The following is a 26,063-nucleotide window of genomic DNA, read 5'->3' as shown; positions in this document are numbered from 1 at the left end:
GGCCCTCATGCTCCCCGCCGTCGCGGTCGTGGTCATTTTCTTCGCGGTGCCAGTCGTACTGCTCTCGGCGCGCAGCTTCCTGGAACCGGAACCGGGCTTCGGCCAGTACGTGCAGCTCTTCAGCGACAAGACCTCGATCACCATCCTCACCCGGACGATCGTGGTCGCGCTGCTGGTGACCGTTGTCACCCTGCTGCTGTCCTACCCGTACGCCTATCTCATGAGCATCACCTCTCCGCGGGTCAGGGCGCTCCTGCTGTTCCTCGTGCTGCTGCCCTTCTGGTCGAGCCTCATGGCGCGGAGCTTCGCCTGGATCGTGCTGCTTCAGCCGCAAGGTCCGGTCGCTGTCGCCCTCCGGGCGATCGGTCTTGAGGGGATCCCGCTGCTCGGCTCCCAGGTCGGCGTCACCATCGCGATGGCCCAAGTGCTGCTGCCCTTCATGGTGCTCCCTCTGTCCAACTCGATGGCGCAGATCGACAGGAACCTCCTCAGTGCCGCCTATTCGATGGGGGCATCGCGGATCAGAGCCTTCGTAAAGGTCTACCTCCCGCTCTCACTGCCCGGAGTCACGGCTGGGTCGGTCCTCGTGTTCATCCTCAGCCTCGGCTTCTGGGTAACGCCCCGCTTGATCGGCTCTCCGCAGCAATCGCTCGTCGGCCAGTTCATCCAGACGAAGGTCGCCACATTGCTCGACTTCGCCGGAGCCGGAGCCCTGTCCGTGGTGCTCCTGGTCACCACCTGCATACTCCTCGCCGTCGCCGGCGGTGCGGCGAGAGGAATGCTCTCGACAGGAGGAGGCAGCCGAAATGAATGAGAAGACCCGAGCAGGCTGGGGCCTGCGGCTCTGGGCCGTTTTCGTGGCAGTGATCCTCGTCGCGCCACTGCTCGTCGTCATCCCGGTGTCCTTCTCGAAGCGGGCGAGCTTCGCCTTTCCGCCGCACGGGTGGAGCTTGAAGTGGTACGCGAGCATCTTCGAGGATCCCCGATGGATCACCGCCATCGGCAGCTCCCTGCTTGTCGCCGTCCTCGTGACGGCCCTCTCGACCGTGATCGGCACAGCAGCGGCCCTCGGAATCCACCGCGTCGGCGGCAAGGCGGCCGCCGCCGTCACCGGGGCCCTCATGGCACCGATGATCGTCCCGGGGATCGTGAGCGCCGTAGCGATCTACGCAGCCTATCTGCGCTGGCATCTGACCGGAAATCTGCAGGGCTTCCTGCTCGCCCACACGGTCCTCTCGATGCCGTTCGTGGTGATCACCGTCCTCTCGAGCCTGACCGGGGTCGATCCGACGCTGGAGCGCGCGGCGGCCAGCCTCGGTGCGGGACCGCTGCGGACGTTCCTGCGAGTGACCCTGCCCGGCATCGCCCGTGGCATCGGTGCCGGCGCCGTGTTCGCGTTCGTCACCTCCTTCGACGAGGTCGTGGCGGCCAGCTTTCTGCAATCCCCTCAGATCCGGACACTGCCAATCGAGATGTTCGTGAGCGTCACGAACGAGGTGAACCCGACCATCGCGTCGGTCTCGACGATCATCCTCGCCATGACGACCGTGGTCGTCCTGGTCCCCATGCTCGCGAGGTCCGGCGAACAGCGACAGAAGCAGGCGAAGCGATGACCACAAACACCTCCGGTGTGCGGCTGGAAGCCCTCTCCAAGCGTTTCAGCACAGGTGCCATCGGAATCGAGGACGCCTCGATCGACATCGCCCCCGGCGAATTCGTGACCTTCCTGGGTCCCTCGGGAAGCGGCAAGACGACCACCCTCAGCCTCATCGCGGGATTCGCCAAGCCGACCTCCGGGCGGGTCGAGATCGGCGGGCGCGACGTGACGGATCTCCCGGCCAGCCGCCGGAACCTCGGCGTCGTCTTCCAGAACTACGCGCTCTTTCCGCACATGAGCGTTCGTGACAATGTCGCCTTCGGGCTGCACGGCCGCGGCCTCTCCAAGAGCGAGGCGAGCGACCGCATCGACGAGGCACTGCGCCTGGTGCACCTCACCGGCTGCGACGACCGCGCTCCGAAGCAGCTCTCGGGCGGCCAGCAGCAGCGCGTCGCACTCGCGCGCGCCCTCGTCTACCGCCCGCCCGTCCTTCTGATGGACGAACCCCTCAGCGCCCTGGACAAGGCACTCCGTGATCAGATGCAGGTCGAGATCGGGCGGATCCACCGCGAGATCGGCACCACTTTCCTCTTCGTCACCCACGATCAGGGCGAGGCGATGGGGCTCAGCGACAGGATCGTGCTCTTCAACAACGGCCGTATCGAGCAGGTCGGCAGCCCCTCCGACCTCTACGAGCGCCCGCGGACGCTGTTCGCCGCGCGCTTCCTCGGCGAGTCGAACGTCTTCACCGGCCACAGCCGCGGCGGCGAAATGGCCTACGAAGGGCGCTCGTTGAGCGTCCTCCACTCCGAGGCGTCCGGCGACGTCGCGCTGATCGTCCGCCCCGAGCACATGGTGGTTGTCACCGACCACCACAGACCGTCGGAGTTCAACACGCTTCCGGCAGTCGTGACAGAGGTGTCGTACAACGGCAGCTTCCGGCGGATCCTCATCCAGTTCCCCGACGGCACCTCCGGCCGACTTCACGAGCCCGTCGGCGAGCCGGCTCTCTCCGTCGGCGGAAGCGTGACGGTCGGCTGGCACCCCGCGAACGGCGTCGTCGTGCCCCTCGACAAGGCGGCCCCATGACCCTCCGCCGCCGGCTGTTCGCGCGCACGAACGCCCTGCTGCCGGGAAGGCAGAGCCTGGCCGGGGCAGACGTGCTGGTGTCGGGATCCCGCATCGAGCGGATAGCGCCCGCCCGCACCATCCCGTCGGCCGAAGCGGACGAGACAATCGACCTGGACGGGGCCGTGCTCCTCCCCGGCTTCGTCGACGGTCACTGCCACCTCGAGCTGACAGTGACCGGCCGGGACCACCACGTCGCCGTGCACACCCCGCCGTACACAAGCCTCACCCAGATCCTTGAACAGCTGTCCCGCGCCCGCAGGGACCGGCCGAAGGGCTGGCTCATCGCCCGAAGCTCGTTCGGGCTGCAGCACAAAGTACACGAAGCGCGGCTGCCGCACCGGGACGAGCTCGACCTGATCAGCCCCGACGAGCCCCTGGCGGTGCTCGCAGGCCTGCACGTGGCGTGCCTGAACACCCGAGCCATGAGCGTCCTGGGACTGAGCGATCCGACCGCCCTGCCGTCCTGGATCGACATTGACCTCGACGCGGCCGGGCCAACGGGCGCGTTCACCGAGGTCTGGGACCGGCTGCCGACACACTCCGCGTCCGAGGTGGTGCAGTCCCTGCGCCGACACTCGCGTTCCCTGTTCTCCTCCCTCGGAACGACGAGCCTCAGCACGATATCGACCTCCGCCGAGGACGTCCGTGCCCTCCACCGGTTGGCCAAGCTCGGCGAGTTGCCCTTCCGGGTGCGCTTCTTCGTCCACGTTCCGCGGACGGCGAGCCTGTCCGAGGTTCTGTCGTGGGGACCGGAGTCCGGATTCGGCGACGACATGCTCCGATTCGGCGGCGTGAAGATCTTCGTAGATGGGGAGGGTGCGACCGCCTACGGCGAGCCGAAGGACGACACGAAGTGGAGTCCGGCCGAGCTGGAGAGGTTCGTCGAAGCGGCGGACGAAGCGGGCATCCAAGTGCTGATGCACGCCGTGACGCCGCGAGCCATCCGGCTGGCATGCGAGGTCGTGCGGTCCATCGCGTCGCGGCGGACACTCGCCGTGCGGCATCGCATCGAACATGGCGCGGACTACGTCGATGCCGAGGCCATCCCGTTCGTCGCGGGAACTCCTGTGGGACTGGTCGCCACACCGCACTTCGTCGAGTCGGCCGGGAGCGACGCGTACGACTTCCAGCCGCTCCGGGCCCTCATCGATGCAGGCGTCGACGTTGTCGGAGCGAGCGACGCGACCGGGACCGTGCCGGACGGAGTCAGCCCGATGCGGGCCATCGGGCTGGCCGCGGGACGCCGAACGGCCGCGGGGGCGCCATCGCCGCACCGCATCTCCGTTCGGGAGGGCCTGAGCATGTTCGGGGAGTGGGCGGCGCAAGGCGTGAACGAGGACCATGAGAAAGGATCGATCGAAGTGGGAAAGCTGGCGGACTTCATCATCGCGGGCCGGGATCCGCTGACCGCGGACCCGGAGGAGCTCGCGGAAATAGCCGTGCTGTCGACGTTCGTCGCCGGCGAGCGGATGACAGGGGCGGCCCGGTGACGCGCAACGGTGACGTCTCGTTCTGGTGGCGGCAGATCGGCCGTCCGGCCCCGCGGGGCCCCCTGTCCGGTGACCTCCAGACCGATGTGGCGATCGTCGGCGCGGGCTACACGGGACTGTGGACCGCGTACTACTTGAAGAAGGCCGCCCCGGACATGCGCATCGCCGTGCTCGAGTCCCGCTTCGCCGGATTCGGCGCGTCCGGGCGCAATGGAGGATGGCTCACCAACTCCGTGACCGGCGGACTCGCGCAGTACGTGCCCAAGCACGGGAAGCAGGCCGCCATCGCACAGCAGGAGGCCATGAACCGTTCAGTCGACGAGGTGATCCGCGTCGCCGGCGAAGAGAGGATCGACGCCGACATCCGCAAGGGCGGCGAACTCACCGTCGCCTACACGCCTGCCCAGGCGAAGCGGCTGGAAGCGAACTTCGCGGCCCAACGCGAGTGGCCGGGGACGGATGTGAAGCTGCTCTCGGCGTCGGAGTCCTCCGCTCGAGTGGGCGTCGCCGGGACCCTTTCCGGCCTCTGGCACCCGCACTGCGCCCGCATCCATCCGGCGAAGCTCGTCGCAGGGCTGGCGCAGGCCGTCGAGGCCTCGGGCGTGGCCATCTACGAGGACACGCATGTGGAGCGCATCCAGCCGGGCCGGGCGGAGACCACGCGGGGAACCGTCCGCGCCGATCACATCGTCCGGGCCACGGAGGGGTTCACCGCCAACCTCAAGGGCGAGCACCGAACCTGGCTGCCGATGAATTCCTCCATGATCGTCACCGCGCCCCTCCCGGCGGCGTTCTGGGACGAAGTCGGCTGGGCGGAGTACGACACCCTCGGCGACTTCGCGCACGTCTACATGTACGCGCAGCGCACCGAGGACGACCGCATCGCGTTCGGCGGCCGGGGAGTACCGTACCGCTACGGCTCCCGCGTGGACATGGACGGGCGGACGCAGGATGTGACCATCCGGCGCCTCCGCGACCTGCTGGTGCGCTTCTTCCCGGCAGCGCGCGACGTCGACATCGACCACGCCTGGTCCGGCGTCCTCGGTGTCCCCCGGGACTGGTCCGCGGGCGTGCACTACGACCGCACGACAGGCCTGGGATCGGCAGGCGGCTACGTCGGCACCGGAGTGACCACGACGAACCTGGCAGGACGAACCCTCACTGACCTGATCCTGGGCCGGGATTCGGACCTGACCCGGCTGCCGTGGACCAGTCATCGCACCCGCAGATGGGAGCCGGAGCCGCTGCGATGGCTTGCCGTCCAGGGGATCTACGGCGCCTACCGGGCGGCCGACAACACCGAAACCCGGTCCGGGCGACCGTCCACCTCGCCGCTTGCGCGGATCGCCGACCTCGTCTCCGGGAGATGAGCGCCGGCAGGCGATCGCAACGAGCCCGCAACAGCTCGACCTCGCTCGTGGGGACTCTGTTCGTCACCGTCAGTGCCAAGACGGCCGCCGACGTCGTCAGGCGCCGATCCGCCAGTCTTCCTCGTTTCCGCCGTGTTCGGCCCGACCCTTCGCCAGTGGCGTACCGACGCCCTGAGACTCGTGCGCACCGGGATTCGCGCAGCTACGGGACTGAATCCGTGGCTGCCGCCCGGCGGCCCCGCCATGTGCAGGTGCGGCAGGCGGGGTATGCAGCGACAACCGAGGAGCGACGATGACCGCCGTTGACGGCAACCCCCGCGCCAGCCACCCCACACCGGCCTCCCCTCTCGTGCAGACCCACCCGACGGGTGACGCTCGTCCGATGCGCCCCCTGCTGGCCCAGCCCGAACCCGGCCTCACCGCCGAAGACTTCGTGCGCCGGGCCCGCGACCTGCGCGACCACCTCCGCTCCGAGCAGGAGGCGACGGAGCAGCGGACGTACTACTCGCAGGAGACGCACGAGGTCTTCCTGCGGGACGGCTTCTACCGCATGCTCCAGCCCAGGACCTTCGGCGGCTACGAGCTGCGGGTGCCCGAGTTCTGGTGATCGTCGAGATCGCCCGGGGCTGCCCCTCCACGGGCTGGTGCCTGGCCCTCGGCGCGGGACACGCGCTCGCGTTCGCCTCACAGTTCGGTCCCGACGTCCAGGCCGAGGTGATGGGCAAGGACGGACACTTCATCGCACCCCACCGCATCGTCCCCTCGGTCCGCGCGGTTCCCCACCGTGACGGCTGGGAACTGACGGGCACCTGGAGTTACAACTCGGGGGCTCCGTACTCGACCCACGCGCTCGGCAGCGTCGCGTTGCCCCCCGGCGAGGACGGCACACCCAGCTTCGGCATCGCGGTGGTGCCGCGGTCGTGCTACACGGTGCTCGACGACTGGGGCGACGGCATCGGCCTGCGGGGCAGCGGCTCACCCTCCATCCGACTGGAGAACGCCGTGGTACCGCGAGGCAACGTGCGCGAGGCCGAGGGGCAGGACCATATGTGGGCCGAGCCCGTCGGCATGGCTCTGCACGGCAATCCCATGTACGCGGGTCGCCTCACGGGTTTCTTCTTCGGCGAGAGTCTCGCTGTCGCGACCGGCATCGGTCGCGCCATGCTCGACGAGTACCGGTCGGCGTTGCTGGAGAAGAAGCCGATGTGGAGCCCGCACGGGCTGCGCGCGGACGACGCCCACTACCAGCAGTGGTACGGCGAGGCATGCTCGCTGCTCGACGCCGCCGTCGCGGTGCTGCAGCAAGTGGGAGAGAAGTACCACGACTTCTGCGAGCGCGGCGTACGGGGCGAGGGCGAGTTCGGCCTCGCCGACGACCTGCGCCTGACGAACCTGTGCGCGCAAGGCGGACGGTACGCCACCGAGGCGATGGACCTCCTGGTCCGCACCGGCGGAGCGAGTGCGCTTCGCCAGGGGTCCCGTACCGAACGCTACTGGCGGGATTTCAGCGCCTACCGCTCCCACTCCGGCGCGATGACGCGGGACCTCATGGCCCGTCGTTTCGCTGCCGCCGATTTGGAGGCCGCGCGCCCGGCCCGGACTGTGTCCGACACCGAGACCACCGCTGTGAATGGCGACACGACGAAGGCGGTTTCCTGATGAGGACCGGGCTCATCACGACTGACACCGTCCGTAAGCTTGTTCTTTATCTACCAAGATCGTCCGGGCTTGCCGATGGCCTTGAGTGTCTCGGGGCGTTTGACGGTCTTGCCGACCTCGTATCGGGGTGCTCGGTGTTTGTTCCTGGCGCCGGGCGGGCGGCCGGGGCCGACGCCTCGGGGTTTTGGAACACGGGCCGGGCAGGCGAGGTGAGCGCGGATGTTCCTGAATCCCCGGCGGACCCGGGCAGGGGTGAGCCGGTCGGACCTGCTGGGTTTCTCCCAGGGCCGGCGGAGGTCCGCGGCGAGCGGTCGGGCGAGCCGGAGCTGGGTGTGCGCGACGATCAGGATCCAGGTCCAGCGGTCCGCTGCCTTGGGAGTACGCAGTTTCGGGGTGGTCCAGCCCAGGGTCTGCTTCGCGAAACGGAAGGTGTGCTCCAGATCGAAACGGCGGAGGAATGCCTGCCAGAATCGGTCCACATCGTCCGGGGTCACGCCGGTCTTCGAGGACCATAGCCACACTGGTGGAGCGTCCCGGTCCTTCGACAGGTGCTCGACCTTCAGCCGAATCAATGTGCCCTCGACCAAAGGAAGTTCGCCGTCGTGGTCGAGCCATGAGGAACGGTGGGTGAGCCGGGGGTGGACCCGGTCCCACGCCTGCGTTTCGGCCTTGCCGTAGTTGATGGTGTCCGTGACCGTGGTGATCGCGGGCTCGGGCCAGGTCTCCGGCTTGGTGAAGCGGAACTCCGGGCCGTGCTTGGGCGGCCGACCGTTCGTCCCCGGCTGGCGGGGCGGCTTCGGCAATCGCATGACGCGGTCGGACCGGACCCTGCCGACCAGTTCGACGGGCAGGTCACGCAGGACCCACGCCAGGCTGGTGACGTCGTAGCCGGCGTCGCTGACGATCACGATATGCGGGTCCCCGGCCTGCCACTGGCCCGCAGTGATGAGCCGCTCCACGACGCCCCGCAGTTGGGCGGCGGTGATCGCGGTCGCGTCGTCCACCGGCCCGAGCCGCACGGCGTCCAGGATCGCGGTCCAGGACGTGGCACCCGGCTCCAGCACGGCGACAAAGGAGTAGGGCCAGCCCGGAATGAACTGCGACGCCGTCTTCGCACGGCCGTAGACGTGGCAGAACAGGCGCTCCGCCGAACACGGCGCGTCCGAGCGAAGCCATGGCGACACATCGACCGCCAGGACCAGGCGCCCGCCGTCGAAACGCGGCAGCGACAGCCCGGCCAGCACCGCCCGCAGCCGATCGACGTCGAGCCGGCCGTGGTTCAGGCCGCCATACATTGCTCCGGAAGTCCACCACCATCGGCATGCTCACCACCCTGGTCGCGCCCAGCGCCGGAAAGGCGTGGGTCGCCGAGCACGAGGTGAGTGCCGACCCGGTCGGCGTGAAGTCCCGCATCGGCGTGGTCTCCCAGGCCAACACCCTGGACCGCGCGCTCGCAGTCTCGGACAACCTGGCCTTCCGCGGCCGCTACTTCGGCATGCCTGCCCCAGCCGCCCGCCGCCGCGCGCTCGAACTGCTGGAACAGTTCGGCCTCGCCGACAAGGCCGACGCCAAAGCTCACCAGCTCTCCGGCGGCCAGGCCCGCCGCGTCATGATCGGCCGGGCCCTGATGCACCTGCCGGAGGTGCTCTTCCTCGACGAACCCACCGCGGGCGTCGACCCGCAGGCACGCGACGACCTCTGGCAGATCATCGCAAGCCTGCATGAGACCGGCCAGACCGTGGTGCTGACCACCCACTACCTCGACGAGGCCGAGGCCCTGTGCCAACGCCTGGCCGTCATCGACCACGGGCACCTGCTCGCCTGCGACACCCCCCCCCCAGGCGATCAAGGCGTCCAGCGGAGCGCAGACAGTCATCACCGTCCACTACGACGCCGATGCCACCCCGGCCGCCGATGCCCTGCACAACATCCCCGGCGGCCCCCACGACGTGGCCGTCGACGGCCCGACCGTACGGGTCCGCACCACGCATCCCGACGGCGTCCTGGGCCACCTGCTGCGAATCGGCAGCGCGGCCGGGCTCACCGTCCGCGACGCTACCACCACACCACCCAGCCTGCAGACCGCCTTCCTCACCCTGACCGGACGTGACTACACGCCATGACCACCGCGAACCCCATCGCCGCCACCCCCCGCCCGCTGTCGTCCCGCCGGGCCGCCCGGCACGCCTACCTTGCGCTGACCATGCGCGACCTGCACGTCCTGGGCCGCAACCTGCCCGCACTGCTCACCCAGGTCGGCCTCCAGCCGCTGCTGTTCACCTTCGCCTTCGCCTACGTCATGCCCAGCATCGGCAGCGGACTGGGCGGCGCGACCTCGTTCTCCACGATCCTGCTGCCCGGCCTGATCGCCAGCACCCTCACGCTGCAGAGCATCATGTCCGTCACCGGGCCGCTGGCCGCCGAACTCGGCCCCGGCCGCGAGATCACCGACCGCGCCCTGGCGCCCCTGCCCGTCTGGGCCCTGGGCCTGCAGAAGATCACCTCATCCGCGATCTTCGGCCTCGTCTCGACCCTCGTCGTCGTCCCGATCGTCTGGCTCGTCCACGCCCCCGGCAACGCGCCCCGAGCCCACATCGACAACTGGCCCCTGCTGCTGACCACACTGGTCCTCAGCGCGCTGCTCGCCTCCACCCTCGGGCTGCTGCTCGGAACCGCGGTCGACGCCTCCGCCTTCGGGCCGCTGCTCGGCCTGCTCCTGGCCGCCGCCACCATGCTGGGCTGCGTCTACTACCCGTGGACCGCTCTGCACCCCATCCGCTGGGTCCAGGTCCTGACCCTGGCCAACCCGCTCGTCTACATGAGCGAGGGCCTACGCGCCAACCTCACGCCCTCCATCGGCCACATGCCCACCTGGGCCTATCTCACCGCCCTCACCCTCGGCACCGCCGCTCTGGGCTACCTCGCCCTCCGCCGCTTCGCCCGGCGGGTGCAGCCCTGACCACGCGTCTGCCACAGCAAATACCGGATCTACTGCGGCAGACCCCATACGGTGATCTTCGCGACCTGCGGGGGGCATTCCGGCCGCCAGGGCGAGGTGTACGCATTTAGTGAGCACCACCGCCGCCGGGAAGACCCGCTGCGGCTGGCAGAAGTACTCCGACGGCACCCGCCGGGCGGCGATGCTCTCCTGGCTGGGCTGGTGCGCGGAATACGGCTACGACGGCCCGTAGGCTCCGGCCTGAACGAAGCGGCTGGCGGTGCCGGACTCCGAGACCCCGGCCCGCTCGAAGATGGCAGGGGAAGGCTGGGGCATCCGCATCCCGAAGCAGCCCGGAGAGTACGCGGGCAACTGCGCGCCTCATGACGTCAAGGCATACCGCGGCCCCTTGGTCGTCCACCGCGACAATGCCCTCTCAGGCGCCGACCGCCGCGGCGTTCTCGTCGACGCGCGCTCGCACCCAGGCGAGGAACGCCCGGACCTGCGGATCGGGGAGGGACAGCGCGGCGGCGCGAGGACGTTCGAAGCTGCGGACCGCGGCCTCGATCAGCGGGCGGAAGTCCTCCTCCGCGGCGGCGACCTGCCCGGCCGCGTCGCGTTTGGCGACCCAGCGCCCGGAGCGGCAGTAGACCACGGAGCGGCAGCCGTTGAGGACCCGGTTGTCGGCGAGATGCCCCTCACCGTCGCCGTGCTCGCGCACCGAGGCCCGGATCGCGGTGTACAGGTCCGTCGGCCGGGGCGCCGCGATCACCTCCGATGCGGGCGGGCCGTACAGCGCAATCCCGTCCTGATGGGCCACGGAGCGGTCGATGACGTACCAGAACGACGGCGCCCCGGCCGTGTCGAAGGCAACACGGCCCGGCAGCTGAGCGCCGGTGTTCAGATCCAGCAGGTAGCCGGCCTCCCCGGACGGGACACGGGCGAAGGCCGCCGCGTAGACGACCAGTTCCAGCCCCGCCGCCGGGCACGGCAGCCGCCGGTGATCGAGAGCGTCGGCCAGTTCCCGCAGGGCCGCGGCCGGAGGCGGCCCCTCTACGACGACCGTGACGTCGATGTCACTGCGGCCGTGCCGGTAGTCGCCGAGCGCGAGGGAACCGACCGCGACCACTCCGGTCAGCCCAGGGCCGCACACCGCTCGCGTGCGGCGTACGAGCTCCGTCAGGTAGGGCCGCACCTCGGCAGGAACGGCACGAAACAGCCCAGTCTTGGCGCCCATCCGGCCAGTATGGAGCATCGCCGAGACAAACTCGAAGCCGCCAGTGTCGGCGCCGGAAGGAACGCAGTGGTTCCCTGCACGCAGCGGCATGACAGCGCGGCGATCACCGCGGCCGGCTCGTGGCGGGGCACCACCTGCTCGATGGCCGCCCCCATTGCCTCTGGGTTTCCACCTTCGGCCGCGTGATCTCCCCGGTGTCCGTGTCGACCTGCTCGCTCGTGGTGTCGAACACGACCTGGAAGGCGGTCGCCGGCTTCGCCGACGCCGGCTCGACCCGCGGCAGCGTTTCAGCTGCTCCCTCGCTCTCTCGCGCTCCGCCCTGGCCAGCAGCTTCGTCACGCTCCCGGTCCGCGTCGTCCAGGAAGAAAAACCGCTCTTACCGAGTTTTTCGTTAGTTCTGCGGGGGTGGGTGGATGGTGAGTCCGGTGTGGGCGAGGTAGGACCAGGGGAGTTGATCGTTCTGGTTGATGCGGTGGATACCTTGTTCGGTGGCGTCGGCGACGTCTGCGAGGTGGTTGCCGGCGAGGTTGGCGAGTTCGCGTTTCTTGAGCGAGGAACCCAGCAGTTCCACCGGGTTGAGCTCAGGGGCGTAGGCCGGTAATCGCTCCAGGGTCAGCCAGTCCTGTTCGGCGACCCAGGCCCGCATGGTCCGGCTCCAGTGGGCGGACAGTCCGTCCCAGACCAGCACCACCCGCTCTCCGCTGTAGAACACCTTGAGTTGTTCAAGGACCCCGATGAGGGCGGCGGTGTCATAGCTGCCGGGCTTGAGGTGAAAGCACAGGCGAGGCCCGCGGTCGGGGTCGGCGGCGTGGTAGCCGAGGGCTGCGGCCATCGAGGCGCGCTTCCAGTTCAGCCGGTGCCGCAGGAGCGGAGTGCGGCCGCGGGGTGCATAGGTACGGCGGACCTGAGGCAGCAGCGAAACGCCTGATTCGTCGAGGAAGACGATCCAGGCACGTTTGTTCATCGCCCCCTTTTGATGCGCGGCCACTCATGAGCGACCCAGCGGGCGATCTCGGACTCGTCCCGCTCCACCGCCCGACGCTCCGGCCGCTGCAGGCTCCATCCCAGCCGACTTGTCAGCAGACGCCAGACCGACGCCCGCGACAGGACTACTCCCGTCACTCGCTCGACCACCAGACCGACACGCTCCAGCCTCCACAGATCAGCCTCGAAGCCATGTGCCTGGGCGCCCCGCTCCAGCGCAATCCGCACCTGCTCGACCTGGGCATCGTCCAGTTTCGGCGGACGACCGGTGGCCGGGCGCCGCCGCAAGGCATCAGCGCCGCCTTCCTCCCACACCCGTTTCGCCGGCCTCGTCCACGGCCCCCGGGCAGCCACTGCGGCCTCCACCGTGGCCGGAGCCGTTCCCTACCTGGCACTCACATGGATGATCCCCACACACCAGCTCGCCGCCCTGCCACGGGCGGCCTGGGGCGAACTGACGTTCCTCGCCCTCGGCAGCACCGTGGCCGGCATGCTGCTATGGAACCTGGCCGTGGCCCGCTCGGGAAGCACCCGGGCCGGCCTGCCGCTCTTCTTGGAAACCCTGATCGGCGTGACCGGTGGCATCATCGTGCTCGGCGAACGCCTCTCAGCAGGAAGCGCCATCGGCGGTCTCCTCGTCATGCTCGGCGTAACGATCGCGTGGACGGCCCAGCATCGAGCCGGCCTGGCGTGAGGAGACTTGTGCCTGCACTGCCTTCATGGCTGAGCACATCGATGTGGGCCCAGCTCTCGGCGCTGCTGCCAGTGCGGCCGGTCTACGATCCGGCCCACCCGCTCGGCTGCCACCACCGGCCGTTCACCGGACGTCGGTCAGGGATTCGTCCAGGCCTCGGGGTCCTCCGCGAGGCTCAGGACCTCGTCGGGCAGCTTGGCCGCGGCCACGTGGGCCAGGGTGACCTCGCCGAGGACCTTCCGGACGTTGGCGCGTACGGCGATCCACAGCGGCAGCAGCGACTCCGCGGGACCACAGTAGGAGAGCCCGGGTGGGCGCACCCCCCGCACCGAGACCAGGGGGCCGTCCACGACGCGGATGACGTCGGCGATGGCGATCGACTCCGCCGGGCGGGCGAGCCGGTAGCCGCCCTTGCCGCCCCGCTGGCTGACCACAAGACCGCCCCGGCGCAGGTCGCCGAGGATGCCCTCCAGGAATTTGTGCGGGATGCCCTGCGCCGCTGCGATCGCCTCGGCCTTGAGCGCGGCCTCACTCCCTGATGCGGCCAGCTCCAGTGCCGCCCGCACCGCATAGTCCGCCCGCGCCGAGATCCGCATGCCGCGATTATCCATCACTGTCGTGTCGGCCCCCGCACCGGTCGCCCCGGGGTCAGGCTGGAAGGGCGAAGGGTGGGTGCGCGCCGTTGAGGAAGTAGTCGCCCACCTCGCGCAGTCTGTGGGCGACCGGCTCGCGCGGGGTGTGTGTCCGGGCGTTGCATCAGAAGCGGTCGAAGCCGTGCCGCGCGGAGGCGGCGTCGGCGCCGATGACGTCCAGGGCACGGGTGGTGATCTCCTGCGCGGCCCGGGAGGCGGCAGACTCGGCAACGCTCGCGAGGACGGCGATCTCCGCGCACTCCTCGTCGTCGAGATCCTCCCCCCTGTACGAGGCCGCGCACCAGGACGTCCACCGCCTGCTCGGCCAGGGCGGACGCGGCACGGGCGACGACGGTGGGCTCGCCGTACACGGTCAGCGCGTACGGATCTTGCGACGGGCTGTCCGGCCAGGGCTGAGGCGAGAACGGCTGCCAGGGGGACCTCGTGCCCCTTCCGCACTCGCGAACCTCGGCCCGCGGGCCCTCTGCCACGCCAAGACAGAACTGCACGGAGACCAGACGCGCGGTGGGCGCGGCCAGAGAGGCGAAGGGCGACAGGATGCCCTCGTCCGGCGAGAGGGAGCCGAGCACATCGTCGGCCGCGACCGGCACGGAATCGAACTCCACGCCGCCACCGGCCGCCAGGCGCGACGGTCCGGACGACCGCGTAGGCCGTACGCCAGTCCGCGCCTCCGCGTCTCCCGCGCCGTGTACCGGCCGGTGCCGGCAAGGTGAGCAGCCCTGCCTCGCGCAACCGCGCCACCTCGTCGAGCGGTGCCTTGCCGGCCTGTTCGCGCTCGACCGCGTCCGTGGCCAGGTCGTCCGCCATCTCACGGGCCATGCGCAGCCAGTCGGCCTGCCCGGCTCCCGGGTCGGTCACCTCGCCCGCCGTTCCCTAGTAATTCGATTGGAAAATCAGGAAAGCTGGTGTGTTCCGGCTGATTCACGCTCCCGGATGGCGAGTTCGCGATGGCGGGCGGCCGGGTGGTCCTCCCTGACCCGGGGGCCGCCGGCCGCGCCGTGGAGGCGTTCGCGGAGCGTGGCGCCGCCGGACGGGGCCGGGATCCTGCCGCGGCTGCGCAGTTCCGGGACGACGAGGTCGACGAAGTCGGCGAAGGTGCCGGGCGTGGTGGCGTAGGCGAGGTTGAAGCCGTCGATGTCGGCCTCCTCGACCCAGCGCTCCAGTTCGTCGGCGACCGTCGCCGGGGAGCCCACCACCACGGGGCCGATGCCGCCGATGCCCAGGTAGCGGGCGACCTGGTCGGGGGTCCAGCGGCGGGTCGGATCGGCAGTGGAGAAGATCGCGAGCGCCGAGCGGACCGCGTCGGTGTCGACGTACTCCAGGGGCTGGTCCGGCGCGAGTTCGGACAGGTCGAGGCCGCTCCAGCCGCCGTAGAGGGCGAGGGCGCCCTCGTAGGAGGCGTAGGAGATGAGGTCGTCGTACTTGGCGCGGGCCTCCTCGTCAGTGGGGGCGGTGATGGCTGTGAGCAGGATGAAGATCTTGACGCTGTACGGGTCGCGGCCCTCTGCGGCGGCCTTGGCCCGGATGTCGTCGACGACGCGGCGGGTGGCCTGCGGGCTGACGGCGTTGATGAAGACGCCCTCGCCGTGCCGGGCAGCGAAGGCCCGACCGCGCGGGGAGGCGCCGGCCTGGAAGATGACCGGGGTGCGCTGGGGGGACGGCTCGGACAGGAAGACGCCCGGCACGGTGAAGTGGCGGCCCTTGTGGGCGATGTCGCGGATACGGCCGGGGTCCGTGTAGATGCCACGCTCGCGGTCGCGCACGACCGCGTCGTCGTCCCAGGAGTACTCCCAGAGCTTGTAGCAGACCTCCAGGAACTCCTCGGCGACCTCGTAGCGGTCGTCGTGCGCGACCTGTTCGCCGAGGCCCAGGTTGCGGGCGGCGCTCTCCAGGTAGGAGGTGACGACGTTCCAGGCGATGCGGCCCTTGGTGAGGTGGTCGAGGGTGGTGAGGGTGCGGGCGAGTTTGTACGGCTGCTCGTAGGTCAGGGACACCGTGATGCCGAAGCCGAGGCGTTCGGTCACCGCCGCCATCGCGGAGACAGCGGGCAGCGGGTCGGACAGCGGGATCTGCGCGCCTTGGCGGACGGCGGCGTCACGCGAGCCCTGGTACACGTCGTACACGCCGAGCACGTCGGCGATGAAGAGGGAGTCGAAGCCGCCGCGGTCCAGCAGCCGCGCCAGGTCGGTCCAGTAGGCGAGGTCGGTGTAGCGGTGTGCCTGGTCGTCGGGGTGGCGCCACAGGCCGGGCGATTGGTGGCCGACGCAGGCCATGTCGAAGGCGTTGAGATGGATACGACGGCGGTTCCGGCTCAGCAGCACGGAGCGCTTCCGTTGAGGGTGGTGGTGGGTGACGGGTGGGAGGGTCACTTGAGGGCTCCGGAGGACAGGCCGGCGACGAGCCGGTGCTGGGCGGCCACGGCGAGGACGTAGACGGGCGCGACGCCGAGCAGGGACACGACGGCCTGCTGGCCGAACTCGACGTTCTTGTCGCCCTGGAAGAGCGAGAGCAGGACGGGCAGGGTCTGTGCGCTGCTGTCCTGGGCGAAGCTCACGGCGAAGAGGAACTCGTTGTAGCTGAGGAAGAAGCAGATCAGCGCGGCGGCCGCGACGCCCGGCGAGATCAGCGGCAGGACGACACGCCGCAGGCTCGCCCAGGTGCCGAGCCCGTCGAGCCAGGCGGCCTCCTCGATCTCCTTGGGCACCTTGCGCACGAAGCCGTCGAGGAGCCAGATCGCGACGGGCACATTGGCCAGCCCGTCCACGAGGGCGAGCCCCGTGACGGTGTTGTTCAGCTCCAGGTTGCGCAGGAGAGAGAAGAGCGGGAGGACGGCCACGACCGGTGGCGCGCAGTAGCTGGACAGCACGAGGGTCGCGAGCCTCGCCCCGCGGCGTCCGGCGCGGGCGGTGAAGTACGCGCCCGGAACGGCGATCAGCAGCGTGAGGACGACGGAACCGGTCGCGACCGTCCAGGAGTTGGCGATGTAGTGGCCGAGGTCGACGGCTCGGAACGCGTCGGGCCAGTTCTCCCAGAAGGGGCGGGTGGGCAGCAGCCCGCCGTTGAGGACGTCGTCGCGGGAGCGTACGGACAACGAGGCGACGTACAGCACCGGGACGGCCATGACGAAAGCGATCAGCGCGAGCAGCGCGGTGAGTCCGCTCCCGCGGTGGCGCGTGACGGGGCGGTGAGACGGCTTGAGGGCGGGTGGCGGTGGCTGCTGCGCCTCCCTGGTGGGTTCGAGCTGGGCCGTGGTCATACAGCCACCTCCTCATGCCGCTTCCGGCGCACCGCGACGACGCTCGTGACCAGGCCGATGAGCAGCGAGAACAGCACGGTGGCGGCTGCCGCGCCGCCGACGTCGAACTCCTGAAGGGCGGTGCGCTGGATGTCGTAGGTGCTGGTGGTCGTGGAGAATCCGGGACCGCCCGCGGTGACGACGTAGACGATGTCGAACACCTTGAAGCCGATGACGAGCTTCAGCAGCAGGACCGACAGCAGGGTGGGCTCGATGTACGGCAGGACGATGGAGCGCAGGGTGCGCCAGCGGCCGGCGCCGTCGAGGGCGGCGGCCTCGCGCAGGGCGTCCGGGACGCCGAGCAGGGCGGCGTACACGAGCAGCATCACGAACGGGGTCCACTGCCAGCTGTCGATGACCACGAGGGTGACGAACGCACCCGTGCTGCTGCCGAGGGGGTTCACTCCGGGCAGGCCCACCGCGTGCAGCGCGCCGTTGAGCGCGCCGCCGACGGGGGCGAGCAGAAGTTTCCACGCCACGCCGACCATGACGGGCGGGGTGACCAGCGGCAGCAGCAGGAGGGTGCCCAGCAGGCCGGGGCGCCGGGCCCGGGCGCGCAGCAGGAGCGCGAGGGCGGTCCCCAGAACCAGCTGGACGGCGGCGGCGAGCACCGCGAACAGCACCGACCGCCGCAGCGAGCCCGTGAACGACTGGCTCTCCAGCGCCGTACGGAAGTTGTCGAACCCGGTCCAGCGCTGCAACGGCCGGGCAAGGGTGGAGTCGGTGAAGGCCAGGCCGATGACGTAGACGAGCGGGTAGGCGGCGAAGACCGCGAGGAAGGCCACCGACGGCGCGGCGAGCGCGCCGGGGACCCGTACGGCGGACTTCACCGGGGCGGTGTTGCTCATCCCTTCGTTCCCTTGAGTTCCTTGGCCCAGGCCCGCTGGGTGTTCTCCAGGGCGGTCTTCGCGCTCTGCTTGCCCTGCAGGCCGAGGGCGAGTTCGTCCACGAGGGTCTGGAGCAGGTGCGGGGCCTTGGGCACGGTCGGCCAGGGCAGCGGGTCGCCCGCGAGGCCGGTGCGGACGACCTCGTAGGAGTCGGGCGAATTCTTGCGGAACGCCGCGGAGTTGAGGGTGCTGGTGCGGATCGGGTCGGCGCCCGCGTCGGGCTGGGCGAGGACGAGGAGGTTCTGCTTCGCGGCCGTCGCCCACGTGACGAAGGCGGCCGCGGCCTCCTTCTGCTTGGACGCTGTGGACACCGCGAGCCCGAAGCCCGCGTCCAGCGAGGTGCGCGGCTTGGTGTTGCTGCCGCCGACCGGCAGCGTGGTGACGGCCCACTTGTCGACGACCTTGGACTGCTTGGGGTCCTGGGCGCGCTTGGCGAAGTCGGTCCAGAAGTCGAGCATGGCGCCCTTGCCGTCGAGGAAGGCGGGCAGGGCCTGGTCGAAGCCGACCTGGAGCGGGGTGGGCAGGGCGTGCGGCGCGGCGTCGAACAGCACCTGGGCGGCGGCGATCGCCTCCGGGGTGTCGAGTGTGGGCGCGCCCGAGTCGTCGAGGAAGGAACCGCCGTATCCTGCGAGTCGGTTGGCGAAGTCGCAGCCGAGGATCACCGGGACCTGCTGGGCCTCGATGATGGTGCCGTAGTACTTGCCCTTGGCGTCCTTGGTGATCTTCGCTGCGATGTCGTTGTACTCGTCCCATGTCTTGGGCGCCTCGACCTTGTGCCGCTCGAAGATCTCGGTGTTGTAGAAGAGGATGTGGGTGTCGCCGTCGTAGGGCAGGCCCCAGCGCTTGCCGTCGTACAGGGTGTAGGTGTCGTACAGGGACGGCAGGAAGTCGCTCTCCTCGATGTCCTTGTGTGCCTTGATGTACGCCGTCAGGTCCTCGATGACGCCGCCCTCGGCGAGGGTGCCCACGGCCGCGTACCAGTACATGAAGACGTCGAACTGGCCCGCCCCGGACTGCACGTCGAGCACGGCCTTGGCCGTGAGCTTGTCGTACGGAACGGGGGTCACCTTCAGCTTGGCGCCGGTTGCCTCCTCGAAGGGCTTGCTCAGGTACTGGAAGGACAGCGCGTTGGGCTGGTTGGCGAGGATCTTGAGCGTGACGCCGTCGAGGTCGGGCTTGGCGGTCGGATCGAGGGCGGCGGACTCGGAGCCGCCGCAGGCGGTGAGGAGCGGGCCGGCCGCGGTGAGGGCGGCGGCGCCGGCGGTGGCGCGCAGGAGTGTTCTGCGGGATATCGGGGAGCGGCGGGGCGCGGGCATGGGGTGGTTCTCCTGGCTTGTGCTTACGTGTACAGAGTGAACGGCGGGTGCGTGCCGTTGAGGTAGTGGTCGCCGACCTCGCGGAGCTTGTAGGCGACGGGGTCGTGCAGGGTGTGGGTGCGGACGTTGCGCCAGAAGCGGTCGAAGCCATACGCGGACGCTGTGGAGCGGGCGCCGGTGACTTCGAGGATCCGGGCGGTGATGTCGAGGGCGGCACGGGTCGCGGCGACCTTGGCGGTGGCGACGGTGACGGCGATCTCGCCGCGTTCGTCGTCGGTGAGGTCCGGGCCGCGGTCGAGGCCGCGCTGGACCGCTTCGGCCGCGTGGTCGGCGAGGAGACGGACCGAGCGTGCGGAGACGGCGAGTTCGCCGTAGGTGGCCAGCGTGTACGGGTCCTGGGTGGCGGAGTCGACGCCCGACAGCAGCCAGGGGCGGGTGGTGGTGCGGGTGTAGTCGGCCGCGGCGGCGAGCGCGCCCTCGGCGATGCCCAGGTAGAAGTGGACGAAGACCAACTGGATGGCCGGGGTCACCAGCGTGGCGAACGGGGACAGGGCGTAGTCGTCCTGGGAGAGGGAGCCGAGGATGTCGTCCGCCGTCACCGGCACGGCGTGGAACTCCACGCTGCCGCTTGCCGAGAGCCGCTGCCCGAAGTTGTCCCAGTCGTCGTTGCGTACGACTCCGGGGTGGGCCGGGTCGACGAAGACGACGACGGGTTCGCCGGTGTCGGTCCGTGTCGCGCCGGCGACGAGCCGGTCGGCCACGCGGGCGCCGGTGGCGAAGGACTTGCGGCCATCGAGCCTGAAGCCGTCGCCGTCGGGGGTCAGGGTGACATCCGGGTCGCGCGGGTTGAAGGCGCCGCCCCACAGCCACTGGCCCTCGGCGGCGGCACGCTCCAGGCGCTCGACCGTGGCGGGCTCGCCGAAGAAGCGCGGATTCCAGGACAACAGGTAGTGGTATCCGAGGAGTTGGCCGATCGAGCCGTCCCCCGCGGCGATCTCGCGGATGACGGCGTAGGCGGTGCGCCAGTCCGCTCCCCCGCCGCCGTACTCGGCGGGGACCAGGAGTGTGAGCAGTCCGGCCGCGCGCAGCCGCTCGGTTTCCTCGAAGGGTGGCTTGTTGGCCGTGTCGCGTTCGGCGGCGTCCTGGGCGAGATCTGCCGCGACGGCGCGGGCGATACCGACCCAGTCGGTGGTGGTCATGGTCGCTTGGTCCTCAGACGATTCCGTTGGCGGGTGGGTGGACGCCGTTCAGGGCGTGGTTGCCGAGATGCTGGATCTTCCAGCGGCGCGGGTCGTGCAGGGTGTGGGTGCGGGCGTTGCGCCAGTGCCGGTCCAGGCCGCGGCCCGCGGTCACGGACCGGGTACCGATGAGCGCGAAGACATCGTTCGCCACGGTCAGCGCGGCGGTGTCGGCCTGGGCGCGGGCGGCGGTGACGGCGAGGGAGGCCTCGGCGGCGAGGTCCTCGTCGGCGGGGGCGCGGTGAGCCGCGTCGATGGCGGCGCCCGCCCGGTCGAGGAGGGCCTCGGCGGCCCGGACGAGCAGGGCCAGTTCGCCGAACTGCTGGATCACCAGCGGCTCCTCGCTCGCCCGGTCGACGCCCGACTCGCCCCACGGCCGGGCAAGGGTCCGGATCAGCTCGCCGCCCTCCTCGAGCGCCGCGCGGGCGATGCCGGTGTCGACGGCCGCGTGGAGGAACTGGCCGAAGGCGCCGAAGACCTCGGGCCGCTCGAAGGTGAGGTGGTGGGGCACGACCCGATCGGCGGGCACGTTCACGTCCTCGAACCGCACGGTGCCGCTGGCGGTGCCGCGCTGCCCGATGCCGTCCCAGTCGTCGACGACGGTGACACCGGGCGCGTCGTGCGGGACGAAGGCGGCAGTGAGGCTGTCGTCCGGGGCGAGCGCGAAGACCGGGATCCAGTGGGCGAACAGAGCACCGGTGGAGTAGTTCTTGGTGCCGGTCAGGGTGTACGAGCCGTCGGGCCGGGGTGCCAGGCGGGTGGCGAACTCCAGCGCGTGCCTGGTGCCCTTCTCCGCCAGGGCGTTGCCGAACCTGCGCCCCGCCAGCAGCTCGGAGTAGAAGAAGTCGCGCTGCATGGCCGTGCCGTTCTCCTTCAGCACTTCCACGAAGAAGAAGTGGTTCTGCGGGATCTGGCCGATGCTGGCGTCGGCCGCCGACAGCAGCCGGACGACCTCGCCGAGGGTGCGGGCGCTCACCTCGGCGCCGCCGTGGGAGCGGGGCACGGTGATGCCGAGGAGCCCGGAGCCCGACAGTTCGTCGAGTTCTGTGCGCGGCAGGATGCGCTCGGCGTCGCGGAGGACGGCCTCGCGGGCGAACTTGGCGGCAAGCTCGGCGGCGACGGCGACCGCCTCGGCGTCGTCGGCGATCACCTGGGTCATCGCGCGCTCCCGGCACCGGCGAAGGGGACCTGGGCGGCGGGGGCCGCCTGCTGCCCGTACGGGTGCCGCCACAGGCCCTGCGCCTGAAGCTTCGGCAGTACGCCCTCGCCGAACCAGTACGCCTCCTCCAGATGCGGATACCCGGAGAAGATGAACTCCTCGATGCCCAACGCGGCGTACTCCTTGATCCGCTCGGCGACCTCGGTGTGACTGCCGACCAGGGCGGTCCCCGCCCCACCCCGCACCAGCCCGATGCCGGCCCACAGGTTGGGATGGATCTCCAGCCCGTCCCGGCTCCCGCCTCCGTGCAGGGCCAGCATCCGCTGCTGTCCCTCCGACTCGCTGCGGGCGAGGCCGGCCTGAACCTGCCGCACGGTCTCCGCGTCGAAGCCCGCCAGCAGCCGCTCCGCCTCGGCCCAGGCCTGCTCGGAGGTGTCGCGGGTGATGACGTGCAACCGGATTCCGAAGCGGACACTGCGACCCTCCTGCGCGGCCAGCTTCCTGATCCAGGCGATCTTCTCGGCGACCTGCGCCGGCGGCTCCCCCCACGTGAGGTAGACGTCGACATGCCGCGCGGCGACCTCCCCGGCAATCGCCGAGGAGCCCCCGAAGTACACCTCGGGCACCGGGTCGGGCACCCGGGCCAGCCTCGCGTCCTCGACCCGGAGGTGCTCGCCGGACAGGTCGACGGCCTTGCCCTCCCACAGCCCCCGGACGATCTCCAGGAATTCGCCGGTACGGCGGTACCGGTCGTCCTTGTCGAGGAAGTCGCCGTAGGCGCGCTGCTCGTGGCTCTCGCCGCCGGTGACGACGTTGAGCAGGAGACGTCCGCCGGTCTGCCGCTGGAAGGTGGAGGCCATCTGCGCGGCAAGCGTCGGCGAGACGAAGCCGGGCCGGAAGGCGACGAGGAACTTCAGGCGCTCGGTGTTCTGGCTGACCATGGCAGTGGTCAGCCACGCGTCCTCGCACCACGCGCCGGTCGGCGTGAGCGCGCCGACAAAACCGAGGTCCTCGGCGGCGCGGGCGATCTGGCTCAGGTAGGCGACCGTCGGCGGCCGGTCGCGCCCGGACTCCGTGGCGGGGGTGCCGTGGCCGCCGCCGACGACGTGGCGGCTGTCGCCGTTGGTGGGCAGGAACCAGTGGAAGGTGAGGGACACGTGGGGGCTCCGATCGGTGTTCGTGAGGTTCGTCGGCGTTCGTCAGAGGAGGCCGTGGCGGGGTGGCTTGGTGCCGTTGAGCACGTACCGGCCGATGTGCTGGACCTTCCAGCGGGCCGGGTCGTGCAGGGTGTGGGTGCGCGCGTCGCGCCAATGGCGGTGCAGGCCCAGAGAGGCGAGCGCCGAGCGGGTGCCGGCGACCTCGAAGAGGGCGCTGGCGATCTCCACGGCGGCCTCGGCCGCCGTCACCTTCGCGGTGGCCACCGCGATCGAGGCCTCGGCGGCCGATTCGTCGGTCAGGTCGGCGCGGGCGTCGTCGACCGCGCGGGCTGCCTCGCGCAGCAACGCTTCGGCAGCTCGTTCCCTGATCGCCAGTTCGCCGAACCGCTGGATCAGCAGCGGATCCTCCGCGGCGGTCGCGTGTCCTTCGGCGGCGCTCTCGAACCAGGGGCGGCTCTTGGTGCGGACGAACTCCACCGCCTCGGCCAGCGCCCCGGAGGCGATCCCGGCGTCGATGGCCGCGTGCAGCAACTGAGCCACGGCGCCGTGAAGTTGGGGGCCCCGGAACGTGAGGTGGTGCGGCACGACGCGGTCGGCGGGCACGGGCACCGACTCCAGGCGGACGGTTCCGCTGGCGGTGGTGCGCTGTCCCATGCCGTCCCAGTCGTCCACGACCGTGAGGCCGGGCGCGTCGCGCGGGACGTACGCCACGTGCAGGGTGTCGTCGTCGGTGCGGGCGAGGACGGGGATCCAGTGGGCGAACAGCGCGCCGGTGGAGTAGTGCTTGACGCCGTCGAGGACGTACGACCCGTCCGGGAGCCGGGCGAGGCGGGTGCGGATGTCCTGGACGTGCTGGGTGCCCGCCTCGGACTGGGCGTTGCCGAACCGCTTGCCGGCCAGTACCTCGCCGAAGAAGAACTCCTGCTGCTCGTCGGTCCCCTGCCGGCGCAGCACGTTGATGTACACGAAGTGGCTCTGCGGGATCTGGGCCAGGCTGGCGTCGGCGGCGGCCAGCAGTCGGAAGATCCCCGCGAGCGTGTCCGCACGGACGTCCGCGCCGCCGAACCGGGCGGGCACGGTCACGGCGAGCAGCCCTGAGGCGGACAGCTGCTCCAGCTCCGTGTGCGGGAGCCTGCGCCGCGTGTCCCGCTCGGCGGCGCCCTTGCGGAAGTCCGCGGCCAGCTCCGCGGCCACGGCAAGGGCCTCGGCGTCATCCGCGATGACGTGCGCGACGCTCATCCGGCGGCCGCCAGCAGCGTCGTGCGGCCGCCAAGCGCGGCCGAGAACTGGTCCGTGACCTGCGCCAGAGCCTCGGCCGATGCCGGCGCGACGGTCAGCGTGCCGTCCTCGCCCACCGTGATGTCCTTGTCGAGCGTGAACCAGCCCGGTGTGATGTGCGCAGGACCCATGGAGGCCAGCACCGGGCGCAGGGCGTAGTCGATGGCCAGGACGTGGGCGGTGGTGCCGCCGGTGGCCAGCGGGAGGACCGTCTTGCCTGCCAGCGCGTACTGCGGGAGCAGGTCGAGCAGGGACTTCAGCAGTCCGGAGTAGGCGGCCTTGTAGACGGGGGTACCGATCACCACCCCGTCCGCCCGCTCGAACAGGGCGGTGGCCCGGACGATCGCCGGGTGACCGAAGTCGGCCCCGAGCAGCGCCTCGGCAGGCAGGGTACGAACGTCCAGCGCGATCACCTCGTGCCCCTGCGCGATGAGCCGCTCGTCCAGGTGGCGCAGCAGCCGAGCGGTGCGGGAGGTGGCGGAGGGGCTTCCGGAGACGGACAGGATGGTGGCCATGGGAGGACCTTTCGGTTCGTCGTTTCGTGTGCGGGCCGCGGTCAGGCGTGGGCGGCGGCGGGCTCGGACGCGGCTTGCCGTGCCTCCAGTTCGCGCACCAGGGGCAGCACCCGCTTGCCGAAGTACTCGACCTCCTCCAGGTAGTGCAGGAAGCCGAGGAGGAAGAGGTCGACGCCCAGCCGCTTGTAGGCGACGATCCGCTCGGCGATCTGCTCAGGGGTGCCGATCAGACCCGTGCGGAAGCCGTCGTTGTACTGGACGAGATCCTCGAACGTGGAGTCCTGCCACATGCCCTTGCCGTCGCCGGTGGACGGCCCGGCCTGCTGGACGGCGTCGCGGAAGCCGTGCACGGCCCGGGTGTCGGCCTTGGCGACGATCTCGCGGAGCGTCTCACGGGCCTCGGCCTCGGTGTCGCGGGCGATGAGGAAGCCGTTGAGGCCGAACTTCGGCGCGGTACGGCCCGCTTGGGCGGCGGAGGCACGGATGTCGTCGATCTGCTCGGTGACGCCGTCGAAGTCCTTGCCGTTGGAGAAGTACCAGTCGGAGACGCGGCCGGCCATGGCGCGCGCGGCAGTGGAGTTGCCGCCCTGGAAGATCTCCGGGTGAGGGCGCTCGGGGGTGTTCAGCGGCTTGGGCTTGAGGGAGAAGTCGCGCAACCGGTAGAAGTCACCGGCGAGTTCGGCGTGGTCCTCGGTCCAGATCTTCCGCAGAACGCGGATGAACTCCTCGGAGCGGCGGTAGCGTTCGTCGTGCTCCAGCCAGGGCTCGCCGAGGGCGGTGAACTCGCCCTTGAACCAGCCACTGACCACGTTGACGGCGAAGCGGCCGTTCGACAGGGTGTCGGCGGTGGCGCCGAGCTTGGCGAGGACGCCAGGGTGCCACAGGCCGGGATGCACGGCGGCGATGACCTTGAGCCGCTGCGTGGCGAGCAGCAGGGCCAGGCTGAAACTGGTCGACTCGTGCTGGTACTCGGCGCCGTAGCTGGCCATGTAGCGGACCTGGCTCAGCGCGTAGTCGAAGCCGTTGTTCTCGGCGAGGACGGCGAGTTCGCGGTTGTAGTCGTAGCCCCAGTCGGTGCGCTGCTCGACGGTGCTGGTGACGAGGCCGCCACTGACGTTCGGCACCCAGTAGGCGAAGCGGACGGGATCGGATCCGGGGTATGCGGAGGATGCGGGCACGGGAACTCCTGGCAGGGGAATGCTGCGCGGGCAGGGCGAATGGGCTTCCGCGGAATTCAGGCACGCTGGAGCAGCGTTTCCGGGAAGGTCGTCTTCACGACGGAAATGTGCCGGGACCGGAATTCACGGAAGGAAGTCACAGAGGGAGCGGGTGGGAGGGTTTCCCTCCGGTGCGCTCAGACCCGACAGCAACAGAAGGCGCTGGAAACACGCGCAAGGTCGACGTGGCGTCGCCGCGTGAGGTCCTGTCGCTTCATGCCACCGATCGAACCAGGAGGGAGTCCGGC

General features: G+C 70.3%; 26 protein-coding genes and 4 pseudogenes. 12 read left to right on the top strand and 18 right to left on the bottom strand.

The features are described 5' to 3' along the window. The first annotated feature begins 7 nt into the window (after positions 1-7). From ABFY07_RS02690 to ABFY07_RS02660, 7 genes are all read left to right on the top strand, one after another. Positions 8-814, top strand: a complete 807-nt coding sequence (locus tag ABFY07_RS02690) for an ABC transporter permease (RefSeq protein WP_346172824.1) — start codon at positions 8-10, stop codon at positions 812-814. Next, on the top strand, positions 807-1,613 hold the full coding sequence (locus ABFY07_RS02685) for an ABC transporter permease (RefSeq protein ID WP_346172823.1): 807 nt from the start codon (positions 807-809) through the stop codon (positions 1,611-1,613). Before ABFY07_RS02690 ends, ABFY07_RS02685 begins: the two co-directional genes overlap by 8 nt. Beyond that, positions 1,610-2,686, top strand: coding sequence for an ABC transporter ATP-binding protein (locus ABFY07_RS02680; RefSeq protein ID WP_346172822.1), 1,077 nt, complete (start codon positions 1,610-1,612; stop codon positions 2,684-2,686). Before ABFY07_RS02685 ends, ABFY07_RS02680 begins: the two co-directional genes overlap by 4 nt. Continuing rightward, positions 2,683-4,218 carry an amidohydrolase gene (locus ABFY07_RS02675; protein ID WP_346172821.1) on the top strand — a complete coding sequence of 512 codons (1,536 nt, stop codon included), beginning with the start codon at positions 2,683-2,685 and terminating at the stop codon, positions 4,216-4,218. Before ABFY07_RS02680 ends, ABFY07_RS02675 begins: the two co-directional genes overlap by 4 nt. Further along, the gene (locus ABFY07_RS02670; protein WP_346172820.1) at positions 4,215-5,588 is read left to right on the top strand and encodes an NAD(P)/FAD-dependent oxidoreductase; all 1,374 of its coding nucleotides are present in this window, start codon (positions 4,215-4,217) and stop codon (positions 5,586-5,588) included. Before ABFY07_RS02675 ends, ABFY07_RS02670 begins: the two co-directional genes overlap by 4 nt. Before the next feature lie 292 nt (positions 5,589-5,880). After that, positions 5,881-6,195: a hypothetical protein gene (locus tag ABFY07_RS02665; protein ID WP_346172819.1), complete on the top strand. Its 315-nt coding sequence runs from the start codon at positions 5,881-5,883 to the stop codon at positions 6,193-6,195. Then, positions 6,192-7,247 carry an acyl-CoA dehydrogenase family protein gene (locus ABFY07_RS02660; protein WP_346172818.1) on the top strand — a complete coding sequence of 352 codons (1,056 nt, stop codon included), beginning with the start codon at positions 6,192-6,194 and terminating at the stop codon, positions 7,245-7,247. The genes ABFY07_RS02665 and ABFY07_RS02660 overlap by 4 nt, the downstream gene beginning before the upstream one ends. Before the next feature lie 50 nt (positions 7,248-7,297). Here ABFY07_RS02660 and ABFY07_RS02655 read toward each other — a convergent pair. Beyond that, a pseudogene (locus tag ABFY07_RS02655) lies at positions 7,298-8,548 on the bottom strand (NF041680 family putative transposase); the annotation flags it as partial. A 20-nt stretch (positions 8,549-8,568) separates the two neighbouring features. On the opposite strand from ABFY07_RS02655, the pseudogene ABFY07_RS43065 reads away from it, so the two are divergent. From ABFY07_RS43065 to ABFY07_RS02635, 4 genes and pseudogenes are all read left to right on the top strand, one after another. Beyond that, positions 8,569-8,943 (top strand): annotated as a pseudogene (locus ABFY07_RS43065) (ATP-binding cassette domain-containing protein); the annotation flags it as partial. 253 nt (positions 8,944-9,196) lie between these two features. Further along, entirely contained in the window at positions 9,197-9,370 is a 174-nt protein-coding gene (locus tag ABFY07_RS02645; protein WP_346172816.1) for a hypothetical protein, read from the top strand. Continuing rightward, positions 9,367-10,206 carry an ABC transporter permease gene (locus ABFY07_RS02640; protein WP_346172815.1) on the top strand — a complete coding sequence of 280 codons (840 nt, stop codon included), beginning with the start codon at positions 9,367-9,369 and terminating at the stop codon, positions 10,204-10,206. Before ABFY07_RS02645 ends, ABFY07_RS02640 begins: the two co-directional genes overlap by 4 nt. A gap of 109 nt (positions 10,207-10,315) precedes the next feature. Then, a complete protein-coding gene (locus ABFY07_RS02635) occupies positions 10,316-10,438 on the top strand; it encodes a hypothetical protein (RefSeq protein WP_346172870.1) in 123 nt (40 codons plus the stop codon). Positions 10,439-10,621: 183 nt separating this feature from the next. On the opposite strand, the gene ABFY07_RS02630 is transcribed toward ABFY07_RS02635, so the two are convergent. From ABFY07_RS02630 to ABFY07_RS43060, 4 genes and pseudogenes are all read right to left on the bottom strand, one after another. Next, on the bottom strand, positions 10,622-11,422 hold the full coding sequence (locus tag ABFY07_RS02630) for a nucleotidyltransferase domain-containing protein (RefSeq protein WP_346172814.1): 801 nt from the start codon (positions 11,420-11,422) through the stop codon (positions 10,622-10,624). A gap of 92 nt (positions 11,423-11,514) precedes the next feature. After that, a pseudogene (locus ABFY07_RS02625) lies at positions 11,515-11,758 on the bottom strand (hypothetical protein); the annotation flags it as partial. A 55-nt stretch (positions 11,759-11,813) separates the two neighbouring features. Next, a complete protein-coding gene (locus ABFY07_RS02620; protein ID WP_346172813.1) occupies positions 11,814-12,386 on the bottom strand; it encodes a transposase in 573 nt (190 codons plus the stop codon). Continuing rightward, positions 12,383-12,721: a winged helix-turn-helix domain-containing protein gene (locus ABFY07_RS43060; RefSeq protein WP_428836835.1), complete on the bottom strand. Its 339-nt coding sequence runs from the start codon at positions 12,719-12,721 to the stop codon at positions 12,383-12,385. Before ABFY07_RS43060 ends, ABFY07_RS02620 begins: the two co-directional genes overlap by 4 nt. On the opposite strand from ABFY07_RS43060, the gene ABFY07_RS02615 reads away from it, so the two are divergent. Then, a complete protein-coding gene (locus ABFY07_RS02615; RefSeq protein WP_346172812.1) occupies positions 12,675-13,100 on the top strand; it encodes an EamA family transporter in 426 nt (141 codons plus the stop codon). The two genes, ABFY07_RS43060 and ABFY07_RS02615, sit on opposite strands and share 47 nt — an antisense overlap. A gap of 137 nt (positions 13,101-13,237) precedes the next feature. On the opposite strand, the gene ABFY07_RS02605 is transcribed toward ABFY07_RS02615, so the two are convergent. From ABFY07_RS02605 to ABFY07_RS43055, 13 genes and pseudogenes are all read right to left on the bottom strand, one after another. Further along, positions 13,238-13,696: an RrF2 family transcriptional regulator gene (locus tag ABFY07_RS02605; protein ID WP_346172811.1), complete on the bottom strand. Its 459-nt coding sequence runs from the start codon at positions 13,694-13,696 to the stop codon at positions 13,238-13,240. 52 nt (positions 13,697-13,748) lie between these two features. Beyond that, positions 13,749-14,572, bottom strand: a pseudogene (locus ABFY07_RS02600) (acyl-CoA dehydrogenase family protein). A 74-nt stretch (positions 14,573-14,646) separates the two neighbouring features. After that, complete coding sequence (locus ABFY07_RS02595) at positions 14,647-16,122, bottom strand: LLM class flavin-dependent oxidoreductase (RefSeq protein WP_346172810.1); 1,476 nt, start codon at positions 16,120-16,122, stop codon at positions 14,647-14,649. Then, entirely contained in the window at positions 16,119-17,009 is an 891-nt protein-coding gene (locus ABFY07_RS02590) for a carbohydrate ABC transporter permease (RefSeq protein WP_346172809.1), read from the bottom strand. The genes ABFY07_RS02595 and ABFY07_RS02590 overlap by 4 nt, the downstream gene beginning before the upstream one ends. After that, positions 17,006-17,896, bottom strand: coding sequence for a carbohydrate ABC transporter permease (locus tag ABFY07_RS02585; RefSeq protein ID WP_346172808.1), 891 nt, complete (start codon positions 17,894-17,896; stop codon positions 17,006-17,008). The genes ABFY07_RS02590 and ABFY07_RS02585 overlap by 4 nt, the downstream gene beginning before the upstream one ends. Continuing rightward, entirely contained in the window at positions 17,893-19,251 is a 1,359-nt protein-coding gene (locus ABFY07_RS02580; protein WP_346172807.1) for an ABC transporter substrate-binding protein, read from the bottom strand. Before ABFY07_RS02580 ends, ABFY07_RS02585 begins: the two co-directional genes overlap by 4 nt. Before the next feature lie 23 nt (positions 19,252-19,274). Next, positions 19,275-20,450: an acyl-CoA dehydrogenase family protein gene (locus ABFY07_RS02575; RefSeq protein ID WP_346172806.1), complete on the bottom strand. Its 1,176-nt coding sequence runs from the start codon at positions 20,448-20,450 to the stop codon at positions 19,275-19,277. Positions 20,451-20,463: 13 nt separating this feature from the next. After that, the gene (locus ABFY07_RS02570; RefSeq protein WP_346172805.1) at positions 20,464-21,648 is read right to left on the bottom strand and encodes an SfnB family sulfur acquisition oxidoreductase; all 1,185 of its coding nucleotides are present in this window, start codon (positions 21,646-21,648) and stop codon (positions 20,464-20,466) included. Next, positions 21,645-22,805: an LLM class flavin-dependent oxidoreductase gene (locus ABFY07_RS02565; RefSeq protein WP_346172804.1), complete on the bottom strand. Its 1,161-nt coding sequence runs from the start codon at positions 22,803-22,805 to the stop codon at positions 21,645-21,647. Before ABFY07_RS02565 ends, ABFY07_RS02570 begins: the two co-directional genes overlap by 4 nt. Positions 22,806-22,847: 42 nt before the next feature. Next, entirely contained in the window at positions 22,848-24,044 is a 1,197-nt protein-coding gene (locus ABFY07_RS02560; protein ID WP_346172803.1) for an SfnB family sulfur acquisition oxidoreductase, read from the bottom strand. Continuing rightward, positions 24,041-24,598: an NADPH-dependent FMN reductase gene (gene ssuE / locus ABFY07_RS02555; protein ID WP_346172802.1), complete on the bottom strand. Its 558-nt coding sequence runs from the start codon at positions 24,596-24,598 to the stop codon at positions 24,041-24,043. The genes ABFY07_RS02560 and ssuE overlap by 4 nt, the downstream gene beginning before the upstream one ends. 41 nt (positions 24,599-24,639) lie before the next feature. Next, entirely contained in the window at positions 24,640-25,776 is a 1,137-nt protein-coding gene (gene sfnG / locus ABFY07_RS02550) for a dimethylsulfone monooxygenase SfnG (protein WP_346172801.1), read from the bottom strand. 176 nt (positions 25,777-25,952) lie between these two features. Next, on the bottom strand, positions 25,953-26,033 hold the full coding sequence (locus tag ABFY07_RS43055; RefSeq protein ID WP_352138788.1) for a putative leader peptide: 81 nt from the start codon (positions 26,031-26,033) through the stop codon (positions 25,953-25,955). Positions 26,034-26,063: the final 30 nt, after the last annotated feature.

The sequence above is a fragment of the Streptomyces sparsogenes subsp. cuspidosporus genome, assembly GCF_039532705.1.
Lineage (GTDB): Bacteria > Actinomycetota > Actinomycetes > Streptomycetales > Streptomycetaceae > Streptomyces > Streptomyces sparsogenes.
Note: the sequence above shows the minus strand (reverse complement) of the source record. Positions and strands in the feature narration are given on the sequence as shown.